The 25869-nt window shown below is 68.3% G+C and carries 23 protein-coding genes and 2 pseudogenes; 15 read left to right on the top strand and 10 right to left on the bottom strand.

Annotated features, from left to right (window positions below):
• Positions 1-380 precede the first annotated feature (380 nt).
• On the bottom strand, positions 381-1325 hold the full coding sequence (locus tag ACQPZP_RS34365; protein ID WP_433473848.1) for an NADP-dependent oxidoreductase: 945 nt from the start codon (positions 1323-1325) through the stop codon (positions 381-383).
• Positions 1326-1730: 405 nt separating this feature from the next.
• On the bottom strand, positions 1731-2648 hold the full coding sequence (locus tag ACQPZP_RS34360; RefSeq protein WP_433473847.1) for an NADP-dependent oxidoreductase: 918 nt from the start codon (positions 2646-2648) through the stop codon (positions 1731-1733).
• A 324-nt stretch (positions 2649-2972) separates the two neighbouring features.
• On the opposite strand from ACQPZP_RS34360, the gene ACQPZP_RS34355 reads away from it, so the two are divergent.
• Positions 2973-3617, top strand: coding sequence for a TetR/AcrR family transcriptional regulator (locus tag ACQPZP_RS34355; RefSeq protein ID WP_433473846.1), 645 nt, complete (start codon positions 2973-2975; stop codon positions 3615-3617).
• A gap of 288 nt (positions 3618-3905) precedes the next feature.
• Here ACQPZP_RS34355 and ACQPZP_RS34350 read toward each other — a convergent pair whose 3' ends face one another.
• Positions 3906-4850: a hypothetical protein gene (locus ACQPZP_RS34350; protein ID WP_433473845.1), complete on the bottom strand. Its 945-nt coding sequence runs from the start codon at positions 4848-4850 to the stop codon at positions 3906-3908.
• 271 nt (positions 4851-5121) lie between these two features.
• Here ACQPZP_RS34350 and ACQPZP_RS34345 point away from each other — a divergent pair.
• From ACQPZP_RS34345 to ACQPZP_RS34305, 9 genes and pseudogenes are all read left to right on the top strand, one after another.
• A pseudogene (locus ACQPZP_RS34345) lies at positions 5122-5417 on the top strand (transposase); the annotation flags it as partial.
• 409 nt (positions 5418-5826) lie between these two features.
• Positions 5827-7239, top strand: a complete 1413-nt coding sequence (locus tag ACQPZP_RS34340) for a sugar porter family MFS transporter (protein ID WP_433479723.1) — start codon at positions 5827-5829, stop codon at positions 7237-7239.
• 61 nt (positions 7240-7300) lie between these two features.
• Positions 7301-8473, top strand: coding sequence for an ROK family protein (locus ACQPZP_RS34335; protein WP_433473844.1), 1173 nt, complete (start codon positions 7301-7303; stop codon positions 8471-8473).
• 375 nt (positions 8474-8848) lie between these two features.
• The gene (locus tag ACQPZP_RS34330) at positions 8849-10432 is read left to right on the top strand and encodes a carboxylesterase/lipase family protein (protein WP_433473843.1); all 1584 of its coding nucleotides are present in this window, start codon (positions 8849-8851) and stop codon (positions 10430-10432) included.
• 47 nt (positions 10433-10479) lie between these two features.
• A complete protein-coding gene (locus ACQPZP_RS34325; protein ID WP_433473842.1) occupies positions 10480-12126 on the top strand; it encodes a carboxylesterase/lipase family protein in 1647 nt (548 codons plus the stop codon).
• Positions 12127-12244: 118 nt separating this feature from the next.
• Positions 12245-13774: a hypothetical protein gene (locus tag ACQPZP_RS34320; RefSeq protein ID WP_433473841.1), complete on the top strand. Its 1530-nt coding sequence runs from the start codon at positions 12245-12247 to the stop codon at positions 13772-13774.
• A 5-nt stretch (positions 13775-13779) separates the two neighbouring features.
• Positions 13780-15354: an alpha/beta hydrolase-fold protein gene (locus ACQPZP_RS34315; protein ID WP_433473840.1), complete on the top strand. Its 1575-nt coding sequence runs from the start codon at positions 13780-13782 to the stop codon at positions 15352-15354.
• 321 nt (positions 15355-15675) lie between these two features.
• Positions 15676-16104: a hypothetical protein gene (locus ACQPZP_RS34310; protein WP_433473839.1), complete on the top strand. Its 429-nt coding sequence runs from the start codon at positions 15676-15678 to the stop codon at positions 16102-16104.
• Positions 16105-16142: 38 nt separating this feature from the next.
• Positions 16143-16409, top strand: a complete 267-nt coding sequence (locus tag ACQPZP_RS34305) for a hypothetical protein (RefSeq protein WP_433473838.1) — start codon at positions 16143-16145, stop codon at positions 16407-16409.
• 60 nt (positions 16410-16469) lie between these two features.
• Here ACQPZP_RS34305 and ACQPZP_RS34300 read toward each other — a convergent pair whose 3' ends face one another.
• The gene (locus ACQPZP_RS34300; RefSeq protein WP_433473837.1) at positions 16470-17585 is read right to left on the bottom strand and encodes a serine hydrolase domain-containing protein; all 1116 of its coding nucleotides are present in this window, start codon (positions 17583-17585) and stop codon (positions 16470-16472) included.
• Between the two features lie 178 nt (positions 17586-17763).
• Here ACQPZP_RS34300 and ACQPZP_RS34295 point away from each other — a divergent pair.
• Both ACQPZP_RS34295 and ACQPZP_RS34290 read left to right on the top strand, forming a co-directional pair.
• Positions 17764-17910 (top strand): annotated as a pseudogene (locus tag ACQPZP_RS34295) (helix-turn-helix domain-containing protein); the annotation flags it as partial.
• Positions 17911-18075: 165 nt separating this feature from the next.
• A complete protein-coding gene (locus ACQPZP_RS34290) occupies positions 18076-18819 on the top strand; it encodes a MarR family transcriptional regulator (RefSeq protein ID WP_433479722.1) in 744 nt (247 codons plus the stop codon).
• Between the two features lie 111 nt (positions 18820-18930).
• On the opposite strand, the gene ACQPZP_RS34285 is transcribed toward ACQPZP_RS34290, so the two are convergent.
• Complete coding sequence (locus ACQPZP_RS34285; protein ID WP_433473836.1) at positions 18931-19740, bottom strand: arginase family protein; 810 nt, start codon at positions 19738-19740, stop codon at positions 18931-18933.
• 19 nt (positions 19741-19759) lie between these two features.
• On the opposite strand from ACQPZP_RS34285, the gene ACQPZP_RS34280 reads away from it, so the two are divergent.
• Positions 19760-19969: a hypothetical protein gene (locus ACQPZP_RS34280; protein ID WP_433473835.1), complete on the top strand. Its 210-nt coding sequence runs from the start codon at positions 19760-19762 to the stop codon at positions 19967-19969.
• Between the two features lie 279 nt (positions 19970-20248).
• Here the strand turns inward: ACQPZP_RS34280 and ACQPZP_RS34275 are convergent, their stop codons facing one another.
• From ACQPZP_RS34275 to ACQPZP_RS34265, 3 genes are all read right to left on the bottom strand, one after another.
• A complete protein-coding gene (locus ACQPZP_RS34275; protein WP_433473834.1) occupies positions 20249-21307 on the bottom strand; it encodes a hypothetical protein in 1059 nt (352 codons plus the stop codon).
• Between the two features lie 3 nt (positions 21308-21310).
• Positions 21311-21814: a SigE family RNA polymerase sigma factor gene (locus ACQPZP_RS34270; RefSeq protein WP_433473833.1), complete on the bottom strand. Its 504-nt coding sequence runs from the start codon at positions 21812-21814 to the stop codon at positions 21311-21313.
• 251 nt (positions 21815-22065) lie between these two features.
• Positions 22066-22668 carry a TetR/AcrR family transcriptional regulator gene (locus ACQPZP_RS34265; protein ID WP_433473832.1) on the bottom strand — a complete coding sequence of 201 codons (603 nt, stop codon included), beginning with the start codon at positions 22666-22668 and terminating at the stop codon, positions 22066-22068.
• Positions 22669-22725: 57 nt separating this feature from the next.
• On the opposite strand from ACQPZP_RS34265, the gene ACQPZP_RS34260 reads away from it, so the two are divergent.
• Entirely contained in the window at positions 22726-23196 is a 471-nt protein-coding gene (locus tag ACQPZP_RS34260; protein WP_433473831.1) for a hypothetical protein, read from the top strand.
• On the opposite strand, the gene ACQPZP_RS34255 is transcribed toward ACQPZP_RS34260, so the two are convergent.
• Both ACQPZP_RS34255 and ACQPZP_RS34250 read right to left on the bottom strand, forming a co-directional pair.
• Positions 23185-23499, bottom strand: coding sequence for a hypothetical protein (locus ACQPZP_RS34255; protein WP_433473830.1), 315 nt, complete (start codon positions 23497-23499; stop codon positions 23185-23187). The genes ACQPZP_RS34260 and ACQPZP_RS34255 overlap by 12 nt on opposite strands.
• A gap of 796 nt (positions 23500-24295) precedes the next feature.
• Complete coding sequence (locus ACQPZP_RS34250) at positions 24296-25192, bottom strand: hypothetical protein (RefSeq protein ID WP_433473829.1); 897 nt, start codon at positions 25190-25192, stop codon at positions 24296-24298.
• A 263-nt stretch (positions 25193-25455) separates the two neighbouring features.
• Here ACQPZP_RS34250 and ACQPZP_RS34245 point away from each other — a divergent pair, with 263 nt between their 5' ends.
• Positions 25456-25662: a hypothetical protein gene (locus ACQPZP_RS34245; RefSeq protein ID WP_433473828.1), complete on the top strand. Its 207-nt coding sequence runs from the start codon at positions 25456-25458 to the stop codon at positions 25660-25662.
• Positions 25663-25869 lie beyond the last annotated feature (207 nt).

Here is a 25869-nt window from a genome sequence, read left to right as displayed (position 1 = left end):
CAAGGCCCACTGAAGTGGCGTGACACCAGATCAGCAGGCCGGCAGTCGGCCGATCCGGAGGTAGGAATCCCCGGAGGGCGTCGTTTGCATTGCTCAATGGCTCGGTCAGGTCAGGGCGACCATCGACCGATGTTTCGATCAAGACGCTGATTCTTCGGATGGCGCGGAGGAGCCCGAGTTGGGGGCGAAGGCGCATCCAGCGTGAGCCCGTCGTCATGCCCCCGGCAGCGCATCCCTGCACGGGCTGGTGTGGACGGCTGGTACTGGCACATCACAAGGGGTCTACCTGTGGACCACCGTGAGGACGGTGATTAACTGACGTGGCCGCGCGGCTGACGCTGATCCGCAAGTGGGGAAGGACGGTCGCAGTCCCTGAGTCCTCACCGACGAATGCGGATGATCGTTTTCCCATTGATCCGCTCGGTCGTGTTGAAGGCGGCGACGGCATCGTCGAGGGTCGCGACTTGGCCGATGTTCGTCCGTAGCCGTCCGTCCCTCACCCGCCGGGCGATCTCACCCAGTTGGGCGCGATCGGACACGACAACGAAGTCGACCGCCAGACCGTCGGCCGGCCGTACTTCGGGCGGACCGGCGATGGTCACCAGTGTTCCGCCGGCTCGAACCAGACCCGCGGACCGCTTTCCGATGTCACCGCCGAAGACATCGAACACCAGATCGACTCTGCCGACGTCTTCCAGCGCGTCGTTCTCAAGGTCGACGAACTCCTTCGCACCGAAGTCGAGTGCCGTCTGACGGTGGGAGGCGCGTCCGGTGCCGATGACGTGGGCGCCGGCCTCACGTGCGAGTTGTGTCGCCATAGAACCGACGGCGCCGGCCGCACCGTGCACAAGGACGCTCTGGCCGGCCCGGAGGTGGCCGTGCTCGAACAGACCTTGCCATGCGGTCAGGCCCGTCATGGCGATGCTCGCGCCCACTGTGAAGTCGACGTCGCCCGGCAGCGGCGCGAGGTTGCGTGCCTCGACGACGACATACTCCGCCAGCGTGCCGTCCCGGGTCCAGTCCGTGAGTCCGAACACCCGTTGTCCCACGGACAGCCCTGCTGCTCCGTAGCTGAGGGCGGTGACCACGCCGGCCACCTCGTGGCCGGGGATCGACGGCGTCCGGTCGCGGCCGAGGCGATCGATCCAGGTCGAGGGCCACTCCAGCTCATTCCCGGTGAATCCCGACGCATGAACTTCAACGACGACATCGCCGTAGTTGGCGCCCTCAAGACTGGCGAGCCGTGCCGCGTCCGGCTCGGGCCGCTCCGCCAGCATCATCCCAGCCGTTCCCGCGGCCTGGTCCGTCACCACGATCGCTCTCATATGAATCCCTCTTTGACAGTCTTCGCCTACCCGCGTTACGACGTAACAGGGATATCCGTTGTGTTCGCGTCCTCATGGACGAACCGGATGATCGTCTTGCCCTTGATAGCCCTAAGGCGGCGACGACATCGTCGAGGGCCGCGAGGGTGCCGATGTCCGTCCGCAGCCGACCATCCCGGACTCGCCGGACCGGCTCGAACCACGTCTGAACGCCGGACGGCTACGTCGTCATGTCGTGCTCGAACGCGGTGAGTTGCTCGTTGTGGCCCCCGGCGGTTCGTGCTGGGGTACCCGCTCTCGCGGATCTCATCCGACACGCGAGCGACGAGTTCTGTCGCCACCCGATGGTTGCGGTAGTCGTGCGAAGGCCCCAGCCATCGACTCGTGCTTAGGGGTGCCAAGTCCTTACGGGCGAACGCGGATGATCGTCTTTCCCTTGACCCGCTCGGTCGGATTGAACGCCGCAACGGCATCATCGAGGGGCGCGACGCTGCCGATGACCGTCCGCAGACGTCCGTCCCGCACCCGCTGGACAACCTCACTCAGTTGGGCGCGATCGGACACGACAACGAAGTCGATCGCCAGGCCGTCCGCGGGCCGCGCCTCCGGCGGGCCGGCGATCGTCACCAGCGTTCCTCCGGCTCGAACCAGCCCTGCCGACCGCCTCTCGATGTCACCGCCGATCACGTCGAACACCAGATCGACTCCGCCGACGTCTTCCAGTGCGTCGTTCGCAAGATCGACGAACTCCTTCGCGCCGAAGTCGAGTGCCGCCTGACGGTCGGCAGCGCGTCCGGTACCGATGACGTAGGCACCGATCTCACATGCGAGCTGGGTGACCATCGATCCGACACCGCCGGCCGCACCGTGCACAAGCACGCTCTGGCCCGGCCGAAGACGGCCGTGCTCGAACAGTCCCTGCCATGCGGTCAGACCCGAGATCGGCAGACTCGCGCCCACCGTGAAGTCGACGTCGCCCGGCAGCGGCGCGAGGTTGCGCGCCTCGACGGCCGCGTACTCCGCGAGGGTGCCGTCGCGAGTCCAGTCGGTGAGTCCGAACACCCGCTGTCCCACCGACAGCCCCGTCGTTCCGTACCCGAGGGCGCTGACCACACCGGCCAGCTCGTGCCCGGGGATCGACGGCGTCCGGTCACGGCCGAGGCGATCCGTCCAGCTCGATGGCCACGACAGCTCACCCGGGGTGAATCCCGACGCGTGAACCTCAACGAGCACGTCGTTCCCCGCAGGCTCTGGCTCGGGACGCTCGGCCAGCGTCATGCCTGCCGTTCCCGCGGCCTGATCCGTCACCACGATCGCCTTCATGCAGCCCCTCTCGGTATCCGGTCTCTGCCTGCGCGGCCTGCGCAGTCCGTTGGTAACTGGACGAAGTCGTCCAGACTAGTACGGGGTCATACTGCCCGGCAAGCAGCGAGCACCCGGCCGTGAGATCGCAGATGCAGCTACACCTGCGAGGAGAGAACGCACACGTGGTGGAGGGAACCTCTCAAGGGACACCGATCACTGACCAATCGAGACGAAATCGTCCAGATGTGCCTAGATGGCTCCATATCCACCTTCCCCAGTGCCACTGCCGGCGCTTATGCCTTGACACGGTTCGTGCGGCGGTCCCGTCAGTACCATGACGGTGTGGACGAGAGCTCGCAGACGGCCGCAGCCGCGCGGTTGACGGCGCGTGGCGCGAAGACGAGGTCCCGAATCGTCGCCACCGCCGCCGATCTGATGCGCGTGCGAGGAGTCGGCGGAACGACTTTGGACGATGTCGTCTCAGCGAGCAAAGTCAGTAAATCGCAGCTGTACCGACACTTTGAAGACAAGCCGGCGCTGGTAAGGGCAGTGATCGAGTTTGTGGGCGAGCGAACGATAACCGGTGAGCGAGAACGCCTGGAGAAGGTGAGGACGTTCGCGGGCCTGCGACGTTGGCGAGATGCACTTATCGAGCGCAACGCCTTGCAAGAGGGCCGGTACGGGTGCCCTTTGGGCTCTCTGGCGAACGAGGTTTCCGATCAGGACTCGGTCGCGCGCAGAAAGCTCCACGACCTTTTCATGGCCTGGCAAGAACTCTTCGAAGATCTCCTTCACCGGTTTCAACGGGAAGGCGTCATTCCCCAGGACGCCGACGTGGCCCAACTTGCCACGGGGTTCGTGGCGGCTGTCCAGGGCGGCTACCTGTTGGCGCAGACCTCCCGCGACGTCACGCCGATGGCTTCCGCGATCAACATGGCCATAACACATCTGCACCTGCTCGCCCACGAGCAGGTGCAGGCGTCGTAGCGGACACACGCGGGAAGTGCGTGTTCGCTCGTCCGGTTCCCCAACGCCTCGCCGACGCCGGCATCGCCCCCTCGACAGGCTCGACCGGCGACAGCTTCGACGACGCCCTGGCGGAGAACCCGTGGCCCACGCTCAAGACCGAGCTCATCTACTGGCCCGGCACCACCTTCGCCGAACATGGGAAAGAGGGCCCGGCGGCAGCCGGGCCCTCCTCTCGCGACGCCCGACCCGGGTTTTCGCAGGTCGAATGTCTTTGGCAACTTATGAGAAGAAGCGTTCTTCTCCCCGCTACCGGTTGAGTTGGTAGCGCCCGGGGGCCTCGCCGTTCCTGGCGGCGACCAGCGCCGCCAGGAACACGACGCAGATGCCGGCCGCCGCCGTCCAGGTGGGCCGCTGCGCGACGGGCAGCAACCCCAGTGCGACACCAACGGCTCCGACCGTGGCCGAGATCGGGGTTCTCAGGGTGAACACGACCCCCTGTGCCGCGGGAGTGAACCGCTTGATCGTTGCGATCACCATCGATGTCGTCAAGCCGGCCAGGGCGCCGGCGATGGTGCTTTTGACGATGACGCTCGGGGTAGTCAGCCAGTTTGTGCCCTCGAACCAGAATGCCACCGCCACAAGCACCGGGAGCGCCAAGACGGACGCCTTCGCACTCCCTGCCTGAGCCATCCGCTTCTTCGTCAGCCGGTTCATGCACGCGGTGAAGTTGAGCGTGCATGCCGCGCTGACGAGCGCGAGCAGGGCCCCGGTGAGCTGTGTGGGATCGGATTGCCACGGATGGGTGATCAAGCAGATGCCCAGCCCGCTGACAACACGGGAGACGCACTGGATCAGTACCCAGCGGCTTCCCCAGCCCGACCGCAGCTCTCTCAGGCCGAAGAGCAGAGTCGCCCCAGCGGTCAGGCCCGCCAGGCGCCCCAGCCCGATTGCGTTGAGTGCGAACAGCGAGCCGTACACACTCACGACCGATCCCACCGCCACGCGCACGATCAGTAGCCACGCCTCGCGGTCCGCCTTCCCCGACCCGGCCGCCACGTCGGTCGGCAGCGTTCGGTCGGGGATCGCTCCTATGGCGGCCAGTACCAGCCCATGTGTCGCGATGAAGGTGGGGCTCGTCGCCAGGGGTGAGATTCCCACCAGCAATGCGTTGCTGATCGACGGGACCAGCATGGAGCCGACGGCGAAGGCCAGGCCGATCGCCCAGGTACGCCAGCCGTCGTGGTGTTGCATTTCCGCTCATCTCCTTTGTTCCGCCTGAACCCGGCGTCCAGACGGCCGGCTCCGAGAGCCGACCTTTATGAGAGTACCGGCGCAGTGCCCCACGCGTGTGGCGATAGGCGGCGATTCTCGCGTGCTGTGACCTTGCTCAGAGAGCAACGCAGGAGTCGGCTGAGACAACTGGGGTAAGAGCGGGACTTCGGGAGCCATACGTATGACAGTTCTTCTGTCTCATCCCAAAGTGAGTGTCCGAGTCTGGTTTTGCAGGCGGCCACAGCGGTCTGACCTGTATGTCGCGATCCTTTACGTCGATCGCACCGGCATCCCCTGGCGCTACCTGCCGCACGACTACCCGCCCTGGCAAACGGTGTACGGCTACTCCGCCTCTGGCGCGACGAAGAGATCTTCACGCGGATCTCCGGGCTGCTGCACCGCCTGGTGCGCGTGCAGGAGGGCCGCGCCGCCGAGCCCTCGGGCGGCGTGATCGACGCCCAGAGCGTCAAGACCTCCGGCAACGTCCCGGCCTGCGACCAGAGCATCGACGCCGCCAAGAAGATCGTCGGCCGCAAACGCAGCATCGGCTTGCCGACCGGCTTCGGCCGAGCGGATCCGGGGCCGGGATCGGCCGACCCGATCGGCGATGGGAACGGTGACCGGGTCCGGCGCCCAGCCGGTCGTGTTCGCGATGAAACCGGTCAGCAGTGCCGCCGCCCTCGCGTGGGGCTCGACGGCCGGGTGGACGTCGTCGGCGTTGCCGCCCGCGTCCGCCGACATCCAGCCCGTGGTGTCGACGTACACGGTCCTGGGGTCGTTCGCCTCGGTGACCGCCGAGGCCAGAGTCGCCGAGGGGAGCGACCGTCGTCCTCCGGGAGGAAGCGGCCACCCATTGCGTGCCGCGTACGGCGAGCGATACAAGTACATCCGCAGGTCCGAGGCTCGTACGGTCCCAGGACCTGGTTTTCCCCTGCCTCGCCGGCAAGGAGGCCGCGTGTCCGCCACCCGCCGCTCCCCGGCTCGCCCGCCGGTGGCCGTCTATGCCTTCGGCGCGCTCGCCGAGTTGCTGTTCGGCTACGACACCGGGGTGATCGGCGTCGCCATGCTGTCGATCAAGAAGCAGTGGGCGATGGGCACGGGTCTGCAGGGCTTCCTGGTCAGCTCACTGCTCCTCGGCGCGGCCGCGGGCGTTTGCGTGGCGGGCCGTCTCGCCGACCGGTGGGGCCGCCGCGCCGTCATCTCCGGCACCGGAGTGGTCTTCGTCGTGGGGGGTCTCGGCGCATGTCTGTCTGCTGGGCCGTGGACGCTGGTCGCCTTCCGGTTCGTCATGGGGCTCGGGGTCGGTGCCAGCGCCTCCGTGGTGTCGGTGTACCTGGTGGAGGTGGCGCCGACACGCCACCGTGGAGCCGTCGGGGGGCTCGGACAGCTCATGGTGGTGCTCGGCATCATGCTGTCCTTCGCCGTGGGATACGGGTTGCAGCCGTACGGCGCCTGGCGCTGGATGTTCGGCCTGTCCATCGTCCCGGCCCTGGTGCTGAGCCTCGGCGCGGTGCTCCTGCCCGAGACACCGCGCTGGCTGCTGCTCCGTGGACGGACCGGCCAGGCCCGGGACTCCCTGACCCGGCTCGGTCGCGGCGCCGACGCCGACGCGGAGCTGGCGGAGATCGCCGCCGCCGTACGGACCGACGCCGCCGCTCTCAGCACGCTGTCGGTGCTGCGGGTGATGACCGGGCGGCGGACCCGGCGCGCCCTCGTCAGCGCGGCGGGCCTGGCCGTCCTGGCGCAGTTCGTGGGGACGAACGCCATCATCTACTTCGCGCCCTCGACCCTCGTGCGCGCCGGGTTCGGGGACGATGCCGCGGTCGCCGCGAACCTCGCGGTCGGCACCGCCAACATCACCTTCACTCTCATCGGCCTGGCGCTCGTGGACCGGGTCGGCAGACGTCCGATGCTCATGGCCGGTGCCGTGGCCATGGGGACGGCCATGGCGTTCCTGGGCACGTTCACCGCACTCGCCTCACCGTCCGCCGCGACGGCGTGGACGACCCTCGCCTGCATGATCGTCTTTCTCGCCTCCTTCGCGGCCACGTGGGGTGCCTGCGTACGGGTGGTGGTCTCCGAGCTCTTCCCGTCCTCGATCCGCGGGTCCGCGGTCGGGACGGTGCTCATGCTCGGCTGGCTGGCCAACTTCACGGTCAGCCAGTCCTTTCCCAGCCTGCTGGAGAGCGACCCCGCCCCGTGCTTCTTCCTGTTCGCCGCGGTCGGCATCCTTGCCCTGCTGTTCGTGTGGAAGGTCGTGCCCGAGACCGGCGGCGGGCGCGCCCTGGAGGAGATCAGCGGTGAGGCGGCAATGGTGCCCAGGGGTCCGGCGGACGCCGATAGCGTAACCCCAGCCGTAATTCAGTAAATTGTGTTGACGGAAATGTACGATAGGCCGCATGGTCACGAGACGTCGTGGTGGTGACGCTGTGCGTGAGCTTCACCGGCTGCACATTCTCCGTCTGCTGCGCGAGCGCGGGCCGGCCAGCCGCGCCGATCTGGCGCGCGCCACGGGTCTGTCGCGGCCGACGATCGCGAGCATCGTGGCCGAGTTGCTGGAGACCAGCGCCATCAGGGAAGCCGGGAAGGGCTCATCGCACACGCGCAAGGGGCGGCCGTCGCAACTGCTCGCGGTGACACCGCCACAGGGCCTGGTCCTGAGCGTGGACATCGGCCACACCCACGTCCGCACCGTCGTGGCCGACGCGTCCGGCCACGTGGTCCAGGAACGCGTCGCGACCTTCGAGCAGCGGCTCGCCGTCGAGCAGGCTCTGGACGAGGCCGGCGGGCTCATCGCGGAGGTGGCGGCCGCGGCCGAGGTGGGCGCGACGGGCAACGCCGGCGGTGTCATCGGGGCCACGGTCGGTCTTCCCTCGCCGGTCGGCATGACCGGACGACCTTTCGCGGCCCGGTTCGGAGACCTCGACCCGCTGGAGTTCCTGGGCCTCGACGCGTACACCGACCAGGTACGGATCCTCAACGACGCCGATCTCGGGGCCGTCGGTGAGGCCGCCTTCGGGGCCGGAACGCCCTTCGGCACCTTTATTTACGTCAAGATCTCACACGGCGTCGGCGCCGGCCTGATCCTGGGCGGACGTCTGTACCGTGGGCGCGGCTACGCCGGCAACATCGGGCACATCCGCGTGGTCGACGACGGTGACGTCTGCATCTGCGGCAACCGCGGTTGCCTGGAGACCGTCGCGTCGAGCGCGGCTCTGATCCGGGCGCTGCAACCGGCCCACCCGGGCGTATCGCTCGGCTTCACCGACCTGGTGCGCCTGGCGAACGCCGGCGATCGCGGGACGCGGGCCCTGCTCGCCGACACCGGCCGGACCATCGGCCGGGCGCTGTCCACGCTGGTGACGGCGCTGAACCCGGACGCGATCATCGTCGGCGGCGCGCTCGGCTCCCTCGGCGGGCCCGCGCTGCGCGGCATCCGGGAGGCGCTGGAGCGCTACAGCGAGCCCGCCGCCCTGCACGATCTCGTCGTGACGACGGCGGGCTGCGGGGTGCACGCCGAGGCGCTCGGCGGGGTCGCGTTGACCTTCGGGCTCGTCGAGGACTTCGGATCAGTGGCCATCACCAAGAACCAAGATACGTAAAATTTCTTACGTAAATGGCGCGTGATCTCGACGCATTCGGCCATTGACACAACGGAAATATCCTCCTTACGCTTTGCGCACCAGACCTGCTGATCAATACGGGTGTCGCGCGGCACCCGGCTCCACCTGCCGCTCGACCCGGACCAGCGGCACGACAACGGTTCACCAACGCCTCGGCTCGTCGCTGCGCCTTGGCCCTCCCCATCACACCCGGGGTCCGTCGGCGCGACGCGCTTGCGGGCGCCGGACCGGCTCCGTCATCTCGCCGCGCCACCCTCGAGTCCTGCGCCGAAGGCACACCACCCAAACGGGGGTTCGCCGCATGCACGTCACGGGTCTCGGAAAGCCGCGCGGCCCTCCGCCAGGGAGTTTCACGTGTCACCGACAAGACGTGTCTTCAAGCGACGCCTGGCCGCGATCGCGGCGGCCGCGCTCGTCTCCATCCTGACGATCGGCGCCTCGGGCGCCACAGCCCGTGCGACCGGGGACGCCCGTGGAGGCGACCCGGTCGCCCGTACCCAGAGCGGGCTCGTCCGTGGCGTCGCGAAGCCGAAGTTCGACGAGTTCCTCGGCCTGCCGTACGCGGCGCCCCCGGTGCGCGAGTTGCGGTTCGCGCCTCCGGCCGCGCCCGCGTCCTGGGACGGCATCCACCCGGCCGGCCGGCAGTCACCGGCGTGCCTGCAGTTCCAGCCCAGCGGGGTCCGTGAGGAGCAGGCCACGAGTGAGGACTGCCTCTACCTGGACCTGTACCGGCCGAGCCACGTGGCCAAGAGCGCGCGGCTGCCCGTCATGGTGTGGTTCCACGGCGGCGGCAACACGCAGGGCACCGGCGTCATCTACGGCGGCGGCACGATGGCCGACAAGACCGGCACCATCATCATCTCGATCAACTACCGCCTGGGTGCGCTCGGCTTCCTCGCGCACCCGGCCCTCAGCGCCGTCACACCTGGCGGGTCCGGCAACTACGGGGCAATGGACCAGCAGGCCTCTCTCCGGTGGGTACGGGACAACATCGCCGAGTTCGGGGGCGACCCGAAGAACGTCACGATCTATGGCCAGTCCGCGGGCGGTGGGGGCGTCTGCAACATGTTGGCGATGCCGTCGGCGCGGGGCCTGTTCGCGAAGGCGATCGTGGAGAGCTCGGCGTGCATGAGCGATCGGAACTCACTGTCGGCCGGCGAGCAGAGCGGTCTGAAGTTCGCCGAATCCGTGGGATGCAGCGACCGGGCGACGGTCGTGAGCTGCCTCCGCAAGGCGTGGCCCGGGACGCTCGTCGCCAACCAGGCCAACTATCTCGGCGGCCCCAAGGTCGGCGGCGCGCTGCTCCCGAAGTCGCCTAAGGACGCGATCACCCAGGGCACCTGGAACGCGGTCCCCGTCATGACCGGCAGCACGTACTCCGAGAACCGCCTCCTGGACACCGCTCTTGCCGGGATCACCGCGCAGGGCTACGTCGAGCTGGTCGACAAGACGTACGGCGACAAGGCGAAACGCGTCCTCGAACTGTATCCCCTGAGCAGGTTCAAGAGCCCGTACGACGCCATCACGCAGGTGCACACCGATGCGGGCAACGCATGCAACGTCGAGCTGACCGCCCGCGCGACCACGGCCAAGGTGCCGACCTACCGCTACGAGTTCAACGACCCGACCTCGCCGACGCTCTACGGGTTCCGCGTGCCCGGCGAGGACATGTCGAACGGGCACAGCGCCGAGCTCGCGTACCTCTTCGACTTCACCTTGGGCGAGCGGCCGCTCACCACGGAAGAGGAGCGGCTCTCAGACCAGATGATGCGCTACTGGGGTGCCTTCGCGCGGAGCGGAGACCCGAACTACCGAGGTGCCCCTGCGTGGCCGACCTACGGCGCCGACCAGAAGGTGATGCAGCTCCGCTCCGGTGGAGCCAGCCAGGTGATCACCTCGTTCGCGGCAGAGCACAACTGCGCCTTCTGGCTCGGCTGACACCGCCGTCCATCCCCAAAAGCCTGACAAGCAGAAAGAAGGCAACGATGAGACGGACGAGACGACGTACGGGCGCGGCCATCGCGATCGGGGCCCTGATCGGCATCGGGCTCATCTCCCCGGTGGCCGCGGCGGCCCGGCCCGAGGACTCGCCCCGGCCCGCATCGACCCTGGTGGAGACCTCCAACGGCAAGGTACGCGGCGGGAGCCAGACCGGGTACGACACGTGGCTCGGCATGCCGTACGCCGCGAACCCGACCGGCAAGCTGCGGTGGGCCGCGCCTCAACCGGCGGCACGGTGGGACGGCGTGCGCGACGCCACGCAGTTCGGCCACCGCTGTGTCCAGGGCAGCGGCTGGGATCCCGGCTATGAGAACCCCACTCTCACCGAGGACTGCCTGTCGCTCAACGTCTACGCGCCGCACCAGACGGAGGGCCGGCGTCCGGTACTGGTGTGGATCCACGGCGGCGGCTTCACGGGCGGTGCGGGCCAGGACACCGACCCCCGCAAGTTCGTCCAGCAGGCGAACGCGGTCGTCGTCACCATCAACTACCGGCTGGGCGCGCTCGGGTTCTTGAGCCTGCCGCAACTGCGGCAGGCGAGCGCCGACGGTTCCGGCAACTTCGGGCTGCTCGACCAGCAGGCGGCCCTGCGCTGGGTGCAGGCCAACATCGCGCGCTTCGGCGGGGACCCGCGGGACGTCACCATCGCCGGTCAGTCCGCCGGCGGCTCGTCGGTCTGCGACCAGGTGGCCTCGCCGACCGCCAAGGGACTCTTCTCCCGGGCGGTCATCATGAGCGGCGGCTGCAGCACGCAGTCCACGGCTGACGGGGACAAGTCGAGCCTCGCCTTCGTCCAGGCGGTCGGCTGCTCGAGCGCCTCGGACGTGCTCGCGTGCCTGCGCGGCAAGCCGGCGGCAGACATCCTCGCCGCCCAGCAGAAGGCGGGCGTACGGCCCGCGCTCGGTGGTGCCGCCTTCCCGACCGACCCCGCGGTCGCGGTCCCGTCGGGGAAGTTCAACCACGTTCCGGTCCTGCTGGGCCAGGTCAACAACGAGCGGGCGCTGTTCACGTTCCAGAGCTACGACTACCTGGGCAAGCCGCTTACCGCGGACCAGTATCAGACGCTCGTGAAGTCGACGTACGGCGCCAACGCCGACAAGGTGCTCGCCGAGTATCCCGTCGGGAAGTTCGACTCCCCGGACGCCGCGTGGACCAAGGTGCAGGGCGACTCCGCGTCCTACACCCGCCAGTCCCTCTACGGACAGCTGTCCCGGTATGTGCCCACGTACGCCTACGAGTTCGCCGAGAGCGACACGCCGCAGTTCGCCTCCATCTACCTGATCCAGCAGAAGAGTGAGGCGGCACGGAAGTTCCCGTTCGGCGCCACCCACGTCGACGATCTCGGTTACATCTGGGACTACCTCGGTCAGACGCTGCCGTACAGCGATGACCAGCTCGAGCTGTCCAACCAGATGATCCGTTACTGGGGCAGGTTCGTCGCGTACGGCGACCCGAACGGCGCCGACACCCCGAGCTGGCCGGCGTACCGCCCGGAGACCGACGCGATGATGTCGCTGTCCGCCTGCCACACGTCGCCCGCCACGGGCCGGCCGCCGGCCGCATGTTCGCAGGTCACCAACCAGTTCAGTGCCGAACACAACACGGCGTTCTGGAAGAACATCTCGTCCTGAGGTGGTGGCCGTGCAACCGCCGGTGTCGTGTGCCCCCTGACCACCACATCCGCTATCTCAGCGAGTCAACCGGAAGCAGGCAATGATGAACCCAACGAGACGGCGTGGCTGGAAACGGATGCGCACCGGCATCAGAGCCACGCTGACCGCCACCGTCGCGGCAACCCTGATCGTGGCGGTCGTGCCGACCGCCACGGCCGGTACGCCACATGGCCCGGCGAAGAACCTCTCTCCGCAGGTCGTGCACACCGGCACCGCGCCCACGGGGTACAAGGTGACCTTCCGGATCTACGACCCGTCCGCGACACGGATGCGGATCAAAGGCGAGTGGTCGTTCTCATCGGCCGCCGACATCGCCGCGGACCCGACCAACCCGAACCCGCGATATGGCGATACCTGGCGGGTCGGGGACTTCCCGCTGGCCTCCCCGAACGCCGGTTCGGCCGCGAACTGGCCGGTCACCGACATGGTCAAGAACGGTGCGACCGGCGTGTGGTCGTTCACGACCTCGCTGCCCTCAGGCGTGTTCAACTACGCCTTCTACCGCGACTGCGACGCGGCTGCGCCGGCCCTGACCGGCTGCACCCCGGCGGCCGACCCGTCGAACCCCCCGTGGAACACCAGCGGCTCGGTCGAGGCCGACAGCCAGGTCTACGTTCCGTCGGACCCGAAGTTCCACACGACCGACTACTCCTGGCAGTCCGAGGCTCCCGCCCACCAGCGCGGCACGCTGGCCCACCTCACCTACAGCTCGCCCGGCCACGCGAATCCGGCGGACAAGAACTACCTCTCCGTCTACACGCCTCCGGGTTACGACCCCCGCCGCGCGACGCCGTACCCCACCTTCTACCTGATCCACGGCGGCGGCGGCAACGAGATGGACTGGAGCACCCAGGGGGACCTGAACAACATCATGGACAACCTCATCTCCCGAGGCCTTGTCCAGCCGATGGTCGTCGTGATGCCCAACAACCCCACGACCGCTGAGACTCTCGACGACATCATCCCGTTCACGCAGCAGCACTACAACGTCGACACGAGCGCCGGTGGGCGCGCCCTGGCGGGACTTTCGGGCGGTGCGACGGTGGTCCAGGACATCCTGTTCCACCGCACCACATCGTTCGGCCACTACGCCGTCTGGTCGGCGCCCCGCGGACTTCCGACCGCCGGCGAGGAGACCAACCCCCAGCTCAAGCAACTGCTCGGGCTCCACATCGGAGTCGCCGTCCAGGACCTCGGCGGCCTGGCGCAGGGCAACACCGCGGCCGAGCAGTCGCTGCTGAAGACCGCGGGTGTGCCGTTCGCGGCCTACAACATCAACGGCGGGCACAACTGGTCGTACTGGCGGAACGCGCTGCGCGACTTCCTGACCAGGGTCACGTTCCGGGCTACGACCACGACCGTCCACGCGACGCACCGGCCGGGCGGCGTCCAGCTCACCGCGCGGGTCACGTCCGCGACCGCGGAACCGGTGAGTCCGACGGGCAAGGTCCAGTTCTCGGTAGACGGCAAGGCCTACGGCGCACCGAGGCCGCTGCACAACGGCGTGGCCACGATCGTCGTCCCTGCGCGTGATGCCGGTTCCGCGTACGCGGCGAGCTACGGCGGCGGCCAGTACTACAACGCCTCAGCCTCGACCAGTTCCTGATCACCATGAAAGGCAACCCAGTGCGCATCTCCCACCGGGCCGCTCTCATCACCCTCGCGACCACCGGCCTGGCCATGTCGGTCGTCTCGGCCGCCACGGCCGGTACGCCACATGGCCCGGCGAAGAACCTCTCTCCGCAGGTTGTGCACACCGGCACCGCGCCCACGGGGTACAAGGTCACTTTCCGGATCTACGACCCGTCCGCGACACGGATGCGGATCAAAGGCGAGTGGTCGTTCTCATCGGCCTCTGACATCGCCGCGGATCCGACCAACTCGAACCCGCGCTCGCCGGATCAATGGAAGCCCGGCGACGTCCCGCTGCAGTCGCCGGTCGGACCCAACGCGAACTGGCCGGTGGCCGACATGGTCAAGGATCCGGCGACCGGCGTGTGGTCGTACACCACGCCACTGCCGTCAGGTGTGTTCAGCTACCGGCTCTACCGCGACTGCGACGCGCCCGCGCCGGACCTGACCGGGTGCACTCCGGCGGCGGATCCGTCGAACCCGCCGTGGAACACCCGCGGCTCGGTCGAGACCAGCAGCCAGGTCTACGTGCCGTCGGACCCGCGGTTCGGCACCGCCGACTACTCGTGGCAAGCCGATGCTCCGCCCGGCCGGAGGGGGACGCTCACGGACGTGTCGTACCCCTCGGCGCTCTCGACGAGCCCGGTCGGAAGCCACGACCTCGCGGTCTACCTGCCGCACGGGTACGACCCGCACCGCGCCACACCGTACCCCCTGTTCGTGCTCAGCCACGGCGGCGGCGGGGAACAGGAGGTCGACTGGTCCACGCAGGGCCGGCAGATCCAGATCATCGACAACCTCATCGCGGCCGGAAAGATGCAGCCGGTGGTGGTCGCCATGACGAACTTCATGAACCTCGACGGGGCTGAACCGGGCTATGCGTCCGATGTCCGCAACGCGGTGATCCCGTTCATGCAGCAGAAGTACAACGTCACCACGAGCGCGAGCGGCCGGGCCTTCGCAGGCACCTCCGGCGGCGGCACGCGGGCGAACGTGATGCTCTTCGACAACACCACGGCGTTCGGGTACTACGGCATCTGGTCAGCCCCCCGCGGGCTGCCGGCCCAGGGGAACCCCGCCCTGGCCAACCCCGACCTCAAGAAACTGCTCGGGCTGCAGCTCGCCGTCGGCAACCAGGACGTCGGCGGCCTGGCCGGGCCGAACATGGCCGACGAGCAGTCGCGGCTGACAGCGGCCGGGGTACCTTTCGAAACCTTCAAGATCGACGGCGGCCACACCTGGTACTTCTGGCGCAAAACGCTGCGCGACTTCATGACCAAGGTCGCCTTCCGCACCACCTCGACCACGGTGCGGGCGACCTCCACCCGGGCAGGCGTCATACTGAAGGCCAAGGTCACGCCGGCCACGGCGGAGCCCGAGGCGCCGACCGGCAAGGTCCAGTTCTCGGTCGACGGCAAGGCCTACGGCGCACCGGTGCCGCTAAGCGACGGGGTGGCCCGGATCGTGATCCCGGCACACGACGCAGGCTCCGCCTACTCGGGGAGCTACGGCGGCGGCCAGTACTACAACGCCTCGGCAGGGGCCGATTCATGAGAGGCGGATCAACGCGTTTCGCCCGCGGCCGCCCAGACCGTCCGGGCCGGGCGTTCTCTCTGAGACCACTACGCGGCACATTCCTCGGCGCTCTCGTCGTAGGAGCCGTGGCATTGACGGCGACCTCGGCGGCCGCCGCCGTCGAGGGCCCGTCTGCGCCGTCCGGCGCGGCAGGCGCCGTACTGTCACCCCAGGTCGAGCACACGGCCAAGGCATCGACCGGCTACACGGTGACGTTCCGCGCTGGCCGGAAGCTCGGAGACCGACGTCGTGCAGACGCCGGGTCGCGTCCCGTCGCAGTGGCAGCCGGGCGACGTCCCTATGGCATATCCGAACTCGACCGCCGCGAACTGGCCCGTCGTCGACATGACGAAGCACGGAGATGTGTGGACCTACACCACGCCGCTGCCGTCCGGGGTGTTCAGCTATGGCTTCTACGTCAACTGCGCCGGCCCGAAGCAGGTGGGGTGCTCGGAGGTGGTCGACCCGAGCAACCCGCCGTGGAACGTGAAACGCACCGGTGTCGAGGGATCGGTCGAGCCGGTCAGCCAGGTCTATGTGCCGTCAGACCCCAGGTTCCGCACCCAGGATCTGTCCTGGCAGGCGCCTAACAGCCGGCACGGATCCTTGACGGATATCACGTACACGGCGCCGACGTCGCAGACGCCCGCCGGACACAACCACCTCGGCGTGTACACGCCACCGGGTTATGACCCGAAACGCGCGCAACCGTATCCGACGCGAACCTGAAGGACAGCGTCATTCCATTCGTCGAGGCCCACTACCACGTGTCGACCTCGGCGTCGCAGCGCGCGGTCGGCGGTCTGGGGAACGCGGCGTCCGTGGTGAACTCCCTGCTGTTCAACCACACGGGTGACTTCGGCTACTGCGGCGTCTTCGGGACGGGTACGAACGGCCCGTTCACACTGCCCACCGCATCGACGCTGACGGCCGACCAGGTCGCGGCGCTGAAGAAGGTCTCCGTCTCCGTCCAGGTGGTTTTGAATGACGCGTCACCCGGAAGCGCCCATGCGCTACCGGGTGGCGGGTGCTGATCAGGGGTTGTCAGCCTTCGCGGCGTCCTTGTAAGCCCGCTCCGGATGCCTGTACTGCCCTTATGGCGTGGTCTTCGGTGGGCAGAATTCCGCTTGGAGGACGTCGGTGAAGATGCTGATCGGGTCGTCCCAGGGACCGTTGGCCCAGTCGCCGTTGACGTCGATGACGAGCATGTGCTCGCCGTCGCGGGTGCCGTAGGTGTAGGACCACGAGCCGAAGATGGCGCCGCCCATGCCCCAAACCGTGGTGCCCCATGGCAGCGTCACCGAGGAGATGCCCAGCCCGTACGTCGTGTCGGGGATCCAGTTCTTGGTCGGGACCATGGTGAACATCTGTTCTTGCTGCGTGGGGGGCAGGAGCCGGCCGTCCAGGAGTGCGCGGAAGAACCGGTGGAGGTCTCCGGTCGTGGAGATCATGCTGCCCGCCGCCCAGAACATTGATGAGTCCAGTTCGGTCGCGTCGTGGATCTCCGCGTCGGGGGCGGGGTTCATCAGCTTGGTGTAGTGCCGAGGGTGCGGCCCCTGGATCGTCGGGTCGGTGCCGCTCGGCAGGTATGTCCCGTCCAGGCCGAGCGGCCGGGTGATCCGCTGGGCGATCCGGTCGGCCAGGGCCTGACCGGTCACCCGTTCGGCGATCATGCCGGCGAGGATGTAGTTGGTATTGCTGTAACCCCAGTCTGCGCCCGGTTCGAAGGCGGGCGGATGGGCCATGGCGATGTCCACGAGCAGTTCGGGGGTGTGGCTCTCGTATTGGTTCACCATTTCGGGGTCCTCTGTGTAGCTGAAGATCCCGCTGGTGTGGTTCAGCAGTCGCCGGATGCTGGTCTTCCCGCCCTGGTGACCGTGCCCTTGGACTCTTCCCGGCAGCCATTGGTCCACGGTGTCGTCCAGGCTCAGCTTGCGCTCGGCCGCGAGTTGCAGGATCACCGTGGCCACGAACGTCTTGGTGACGCTCCCGATACGGAACCGTTCTTGCGGGGTGCGTTCGCGCCCGGTGTCGGTGTCGGCCGCTCCCGCCGTGCCGAACCACGGCCCGTGGTCGTCGCGGACCTCGATGACGATGCCGGGAACGCCGCCCTCACCGACCGCCCGATCGAGCAGCCGCTGAAGAAGGTCACGGCCGGTGCCCATGGCCGACGGGGCCGTCGGGGCGGTTCGGGGGCGGGGCTGTGTCATGCCGACTCCTCACGGTGGCTTGAGAGGTGAGGAAAGCTATGTCTCCTTTCCTGGATCGTCAATCTGCCCACTTGGGTGATCATGCCGCTGAACAGTGCTTTCTTGCGGAGAAGATTGCAATGGCCTGTGCTTGATCGCAACGATCGGAAGCTCGGCCGTTGCAATGTGATGGTCGCGAATGGATACTGCGCGGATGCCCGGAAGCAGGCTGAGTGAACAGGAGCGTCGGTGCATCGCGTCGTGGCTGGCGGAAGGGCTCGGCTACGCCGAGATCGCCAGGCGGCTGGGCAGGCCGACCTCTACCGTCAGCCGTGAGGTGGCTCGCAACAGCGGACCCGGAGGCTACCGGGCGGATCACGCCCAGCAGGCCACCGAGCGGCGTGCCCACCGCCGCGGACCGGCTGCGCGACGACGGGCCCCGGCCGCCACGAACACCTACAGACGTAACTCTGAGGCGGTCCGCGCTTTCGCGGAGGATTTCGCGGCGCTGATGGAGCAGATCGGACTTCCCCGAATGGCCGCGCGAGTGCTCGCGCACCTGGTCACGACCGATTCCGGCGCCCTGAGCTCCGCCGACCTCGTCCGGCAGTTGCAGGTCAGCCCGGCGTCGGTGTCCAAGGCGATCGGTTACCTCGCAGGCCTGGACGTCGTCCGACGCGAGCGCGCTCCCCGGCAACGCCGCGAAAGGTACGTCGTCGGGGGCGATGTCTGGCTCCGGGCATGGACGGCGAGCGCCCGCAAGAACGTCCTGTGGGCGGACACGGCCCGACGGGGAGTCGAGATCTTCGGCGCCACCACACCGGCGGGAGCCCGGCTCAATGAGATGGCCCGGTTCTTCGCACGTATCAGCGCCGACATGGTCGGCGTCCCCGGCCGAGCCGCCGTCAGCGACATGCTGACCCTGCTCGCGGCACTCGTGCACGTCGGCGAGCCGCTCACAGTCGCACAACTCTCCGCCGCGTTGGGATGGCATTCGGACCGCGTCACCAGCGCCCTGCGCGGCACCGAACGGCATCCGGAGGTCGGCGACCCGCTCACCGTCCAGGCCGTCGAGCCCGGCGCCTACACCATCGCCGCAGACCACCGGCTCACAACGGCACAACGCGAAGCACTCGGCGAGCACCGGCGGCGGCGATCCGCGGCGCCCACCGACCAGAGCCGTCCCAATGGGGTTCACCGCTGTCAGCCGGTGGGCGACTCGATGCCGGCGGCCGAGGCGCAGGAAAGGCTGTGAACACCCGCAGGGCGCGAACTCGGAAACGTGCGGCGTGCACGATGGCGCACTGCCCAGCCTCCGTAAGGACGCCTTTCAACCTCGGCAGCCCCGGCCTTTTGTTTAGGAGGACTATCTGCCCACCTTCAATTCGGCGCCCAGCCGGCGGATCACCTCGGTCTCGCGAGGAATCCCGGCGTCGTCGGCCGGGGCGTGCTCGGTGATCGCGGCTCCGACCACGTTGTCGATCCGGGAGATCAGGTCGATGAGCCGTTGCGGCTTGACTCCGTCCGGTTCGGGGTAGCAGGTGGCGCTGAACTCGGGCGGATCGAGGACGTCGAGATCGATGTGCACGTAGACCGGCCCGGTGAGACCGTCAAGGACTTTCTCCAGGTCGCTGACGCCGTGGCGACGGATACCTGACTGCTCGATATAGCCCTCGATCTGCTCGCGCACGTCGGGCTCGAATGCCCTCAACCCCGCGATTATCACCTGCTCGGGTGACAACGGCTGCTCCGGAATGAGCGGTGCTGGACCCTCGCCGAGCAGCGTGCGCAGGATCATCCCGTGGAATGAACCGGACGGCAGGGTCTGCGGGGTGTACAGGTCCGGGTGCGCGTCGATCCACAGCACTGTCAACTGGGCGCCGTACCGGGCTCGGGCGGCCGACAGCGGCGCCAGGTCCACTGCGCACTCGCCGCCTACCGTGATCACCGCGTCGTCAATGCCGGCCAGAGCTTCCCTGGTGAGCCGCAGGTTCTCGATGAGCACATCAAGCCCGCGCACGCCGGCTTCGCGTTTGCCGCCGGCGTCGAGCACCGGCACTACCACGCGGGCGTCGGCCCGAATCGATTCCGCGGCGATCCGGGCGCCGGATATCAGCCGGCGGGCGTTCGGTGAGCTTGATCCTTGCCACTGGGGTACGCAGAGCACCGTTGTCATGGCCGTGACCCTATGAGCGATGATCATGAACCAGCGACACATTTCCCGCACCTTCTTGCCAAAGGTCCTTTCCGCACCCGCGGCCGTCGTCGGTGAACAGCTTGTCCACATGGGCGCGGGCGATGGCGCGGTCGCGTGGCGGGCTTGCGGCGGGCTTGCGGCGGGCCGGCTGTCGGGCAGGAGCGGTCTCCAACATCCGGCGGTCGATGTCACGAACCGGAACCGGTGATGGAGGCGAAGTCGTCCGGCGGCCCAGAGGTCGGTGGTTGCGAGGCTGATGGCACGGCGGCATCGGTGCTGGAGGTCTCTGCGTTGCGGGTGCCTTGCGGGCCGCCCGTGATCGACGTGGGGGACCAGTTGAGGGTGCGCGGGCCGCTGGGGGCGACTGGGACTCAGACGGAATGGCCGGCCGAAGTCTGCTGTTGATCGCGTGGGAATCGGGCTTGATATCGCTGCAAAAGCTGCCGGGCCCTGACGGTCACCGTCGGGGCCCGGTGGCGCTGCGGGTTTAGTGGGCGTAGACCTCCAGCGTCCACTTGCCCGCCGGTTTCACGCCTTTCATCAGCTTCGCCAGCGCGGCGTCGACGGTGCCGTGCACCTTGCCCGCCTCCGCCGGCAGCACGGCGATCTCGATCCCGTTCGTCCCGCCTTCGACTTCCTGGTCCCAGACGATGCCCATGGACTCGGCGCTCTCACAGTCGACGACCTTGGTCCGCCCGCCGATCCGGGCGACCGCCACCGCCGCGCCGTCCACACACGTCACCCGCATCCGCATCGACTTCCCCGGCTCCTTGAGCGGCACCGTCCGGGAGCTGCCGTCGGCGGTCCCGGTCACCCGTGCCAGCCGCTTCAGCCCCGCCACCGGAAGCCGCTTCGACTGCGTCGGCGGGTGTATCGACTTGGTGCAGGCGTCGGAGTTGCACTGGCCGCTGTACACCCGGACGCTCCAGTTCCCCGACATCGGCCCGTGGCTGCCCAGATACCGGTTGACGTCGGCCATCGAACTCAACGTGTTCGGGCCCTGTTCGCTGCTGTCCTGCAATGGGACGGCCACGACCTCGATGGTGATCGGCACGCCCGGTGTGACCTTGGAGACCGAGGTGGCGCTGTCGTCAGGCGAGCCCTTGCTGCAGCCGCCGCCGTCGAAGACGCCGGGCTTCACCTCCTTGTAGACCATGAAGTCACCCGAGCACCGGAGGGCGACGCCCATGAACGGCCCGGTCGGTGTGACGGTGAACCGTCCCTTGGCCCGAAGCGTTGAGAACCGCACCTCCTTCAGCGGCTGCATGCCGTCTCGCCCCGCGGACTCCGGGAAGTCCTGGTTGACGACCCCCGTCATCGTCGGCGCCGGTCCCAGCGCATGCCGCCCGCGGGCGTTTCCATCCTGCTGGACGATCCCGAAAGCCGATCCCGCGACCAGCACCACGCCGAAGGCCGCGGCGCCGGCGCGCAGCCGATTGCCGCGCCGGACCCGGCGGCGGACGCCGTCCAGCAGATCCGGGGACGGAACGCCGCGTGCGCTCCCGGCCTCCATGACCTCGGTCAGGTCCTTCAGTTCGAGTGCCATCGGTCACTCCCCTCCCTGCGGTGCGGCGGCCAGAACACCCGGATCGATCCGGAGCTTGGCGAGGGCCTTGCTGGTCTGGCTCTTGACGGTCCCGACCGAACAGCCGAGCACCGCGGCGACCTGCGGCTCCGACAGATCCTCGAAGAAGCGCAGCACCAGCGTGGCTCGCTGCCGGTGCGGGAGCCGGCCGAGCGCAGACCACAGGACCGCCTTGTCCTCGGCGGCGCCGATGCCGTCGGCCGGGTCGGGGCTGTCCGGCGGCCGTTCTGTGGGCCGCTCGCGGCGCCAATGCCGCTTCGCCCACGACGCATGCGTGTTGACGAGGACCCGGTACACGTACGGATCGGGGTTGTCCTCGATCCGCCGCCACGCCCGCCACGCCTTGACCAGCGCCGTCTGCAGCAGGTCCTCCGCCTGCGCCCAGTCGCGGCACAGCAGATAGGCCGTCCTGAGCAGCCGCGGCGACCGCTCCGTCACGTACGCCGCGTAGTCCGGTCGCTCCCGCATCCGACCTCCCAGTAGATCTCTCGCCGATATCTACCGGCTGGCCCCCTAAGATGGTTGCCCGCCCCAGCAACGCGACGAGCGCCCGCATGGCCGCCCCGGTGAGGGGCCCGGCGCACGCGGAGTGGGCCTAGTCGGCAAGGACTCTGCCCTGGGCGCGGCGCGAGCGGCTTAGCCCGCATCAATATCGAGGAGTAGCTCCAGACAAGCGCGCAGAGCATCGACGGCTGCGTGGCGGGCGCTTGAGATGACGTCTAAAGGCGCAGACCCGCCAGGAGGCGGCCGATCACCGCCGAGTACTCGTCCTTGACCCGGGGCTTGTCGGCCTCGGCCGCCTCGGCGAGGGCCATCCCGGCGGCGCCGAGGATGTTGAAGGTGACCCGCGCCATCGGCTCTACGGGCAGCTGGGGGATCTCGCCGGCGTCCATGAGCGCCACGGCCAGTTGCTCGATCAGGCCGTAGGCGAACTTCTCCTCGCACTCCTTCCAGCGCTGCCAGCCGAGCGCGATGGGCGCCTCCTGCCAGACGAGCCGCCCGTAGACCGGGTCGCAGCACTGGTCGAGGAACGACTCCTGCGCCACCATTGCCGCCCGCCACGGGTCGTCCGCGCCCGCGATCGCCTCGGTCACCCTCCGGATCATCTCGGCTTCGAGACGCTCGAACACGGCCTGGAACAGCGCGGTCTTGTTCGCGAAGTGGTGGTACACCGCGCCCCGGGTCGCCTGGATGTCGGCGGCGACGTCCTCCAGCGCCGTCCCCGCAAAGCCGTGCTCGGCGAAACGCCGGGTGGCCGCGTCCAGCAGAGCGGTCTTGGTCTCCTCCGAGTAGCGCTCGCGCCTGCTTCTGGCAGATGACATACACGGAGTATACTAACATACACAGTGCATGTTTCAGACGTGAGGTAGGTGTTCGCAATGTCGTGGAACCAGGCGCACCGGCGCCACCGGCTCGTCCACGCGGTCCTGGACGAGATCGCCCGCACCCGCCGTCCGACGATCCCGCAGGCCCTGCACCCCGAGGTCGTCGCCGAATTCGGCGGCTTCGACGGCTTCCTGGTGGAGGTCCAGCTCCGCTGGTACCGCACCTTCGACACGTGGCTGGACGAACTCCTGGAGGAGCAACCGGCCGACCTGCGCGAGGCCCTCGTCGACCTCTGGCAGGACACAGCCGAGCGCATGCCGGGAGCCCAGATCCTCCTGAACGCTCACATCGCCCACCCCGCCCTGACCGAGGTCCACGACCACCACCGCCGCCGCGTCCAGGCTGCGACGGGCATCCACATGGACCCCCTGCGCGTCCCCCGCCAGCCCACCCGCGACCCCGTCCACGACCGCGCAAGCTTCTTCTGCCTCCGCCTCTTCCATCCCCGCCCCTCAGCCTCCTGAGCATTCGGGAGGAGTTCCTAGCTGCAGGGCCGGGGCCAGGTGCCACCCCCACGGCTCGCCGACCGCGGCGTGCGCGCCGCACTCCGGCCTTCCGGGCGCCAGGACCAGGTGCGCACACCCGTCTGTGCCCCAGGGCGAGGTGCGGCCGGTGCGGGTGAACACGACGTAGCCGCTGCGGGGGCTGCCGATGACCAGGCCCTCGCGGACCGGCACGCCGGCGGCCTGCACGGCCTCGGGGGCGCCGGTCAGTCCAGGGCCACGCTGGTCTACGTGGCCGTCGTGCTCCGCGCGGCCCGGTGGCAAGGGGCCCCGGTGCGCCCCGGGACCTGGACGAGTTGAGGGGCGTCCGCCCCGGCCGGTGTCGGGCTGATCATCCGGCCTGCGGTGCTGTGCGTCGCTCAGCGGCGCTTGATGGCCCCCGGAACCCGTCCGGAGCCCAAGAAATCATTCCGGGTATCACTCAGCGTGATTGGCGTCCCGTGGGTTCGGAAACATGATCGTTCCGGGTCTGGGGCGACGAGCGAACATGAGGCTCAGGCCGGTTCGATTTGGCCGGAAACACTCTCAAGGCAACCGAGAATATGCTGATCAGGCGGGGTGCGCCGTCAGGGGCTTGAACCCCGAACCCGCAGATTAAGACTCCGCTGCTCTCATGTCAGATCAGTGCTCTCAGTGTCAGTCCATACCGCCCTGTGCACGTCTAGCCCGATTCCCGTGCCGCCGGGTGCCGCGGCGTGTCGTCCCGTACCGGGGACGCGGAGCGAACGACGAGCGAACATGGCCGCCCGCGTGGCCCGTATCGAACCATGACCCTGTCACCATGCGTGTCGAGTCATGTGCTCCGGCGGGTAGCGGCCATGTCCGAAACCATCCCATCCCTCATCCGCGGATACGTCAGAGTCATCGGCAGGCCGGGCGTTGAGGCGGTCGACGAAAGACATCCGGTCGGGTGTGCGGGCACCGGTCGACGCGGTTGCGTTCCGTTGTGTCATTCAGGGCGCGAGGTGGACCGTGCCTGTGTCGGCGATGTTGTGCAGCGCGGTTATCGCGATGACGAGCGCGGACAGCGCGAGGGCGGCCCGAGGGCCGGCGGGCGGGGTCAGCAGATCTTGACGTCCTTCTTGGGCGTGGGGGCGACGGACGGTGCGGGAAGACCAGGTTGCACCCACAGCAGGTAGAAGACCCCCTTGCCGTCGCTGGTGTCGGGTGTGGCCATGCCGTAGTGGCCCGAGCCGGTCTTGATGCACCAGACGAGGTACTTGTCTTTTGAGCCGTAGTCCTGGAACTTGTTCGACCATGCCGCGCCTGGCATTGACCGGCAGGCCGCGATGGTCGGCCGACCCTTCCCTGTGAACCGCGCGGCCTGGGCCCCGTTCACCAGGTCCATCGACCCAGTGAACGACTTCGCCCGGATATCGCCCGCGCGGGCCTCGGGCGGATCGGCCTGGCCCAGCTCGTGCCGGAACACCTTGGCCGTCTCCAGGTCGCGCGTGCCGTGCAGGTTCTGGTCCACCTTTCCGTGTCGCGCGACCCCGTCGCCAGCCGAGGTGTCGGTGACCGAGACCCGCGTCATGGAGTTCTCCGGAATGACCACCTTGAACTGGCGCTCCTTCACGTAGAAGGCGAATCGCTGGAGCTCTTGCCCGTTTACGTTCATGGTGACCTTGAGTTCCCGGCCCGTCCCGATCTCGAACACCGTCGTCTTCCGCTGCCCCTGAATGGCCTGCTCGATCAGGAGCCAGGTCCTGTTGGGCTTCACCTTGTGTTCAATAAGGTACTTGGCGAGGGTGTCCACGGTGAACACGCCGAGATTGACCGCCAGGCCGGGGACCGTCTTCGGCAGGACCTCGGGAAGGACAGTAAACACGATCGGCGAATAGATCTCATAGGCTTCGGCGATCGTGGCCACGGTGCACTGCGACCCTGTGTCGCACCCCGCGACCAGGCCGGTCGCCAGGGCGGTGGAGGCGGCAAAGATACGTGTGCGTCCGGACATGGAGATTCCTCAGATCATTTTCGATCACTGGGCTCGATCGCCTGCGAAATGAAATCCCGCATCGGTGGGACATGTCTACTAGACGGCGGTCGGCCATTCCGGGTTCGGGAGTGGCCGGAACTTGCCCACCGATAATTCTGGATCAAGTGAGCGACCCTGTCGGGAATCTCGGGGCTCGTCGGCGCGTCTCACGGGGTGGTCGATGAGTGACCGACAAACTACCGCGGGTTCATGATGACTCTCATGTCCCCCGAGGTGGTCACGTGTCGGTTCGTCCCCGGTCTGGTGTCGAGATCCCAGAGCTGACCGCGCGGGTGGCCCGCGCCAGCAATCCGAAGGGGGCCGCCGCAATGTGGGTCCGTGACCGCCTCGACGGGTTGTGGAGCGATGAGGATTTCGTCGCCTGGTATCCGCGTGACGGGCGCGCGGGTATCTCGCCTGCGCAGCTGGCCACCGTCAGTGTCCTGTAATTCCTGCACAATCTGTCCGACCGGCAGGCGGCCGAGGCGGTCCGCTGCCGGATCGACTCCAAGTACGCGCTCGGCCTGGAGCTGGGAAAGCGGGACTACGGTGCGCCCGCCGCGATCGGCGAGCCGTGGGAGTGGCACCTGGCCCCGGACCTGCCGGGCGGCGGGCCAGAGCTGGAGATCTACACCGGCGGCGCGCCGACCCTGGTT

Source organism: Spirillospora sp. CA-142024 (assembly GCF_050942325.1).
GTDB lineage: Bacteria > Actinomycetota > Actinomycetes > Streptosporangiales > Streptosporangiaceae > Spirillospora.
This window is presented reverse-complemented; position numbering and strand designations above follow the sequence as displayed.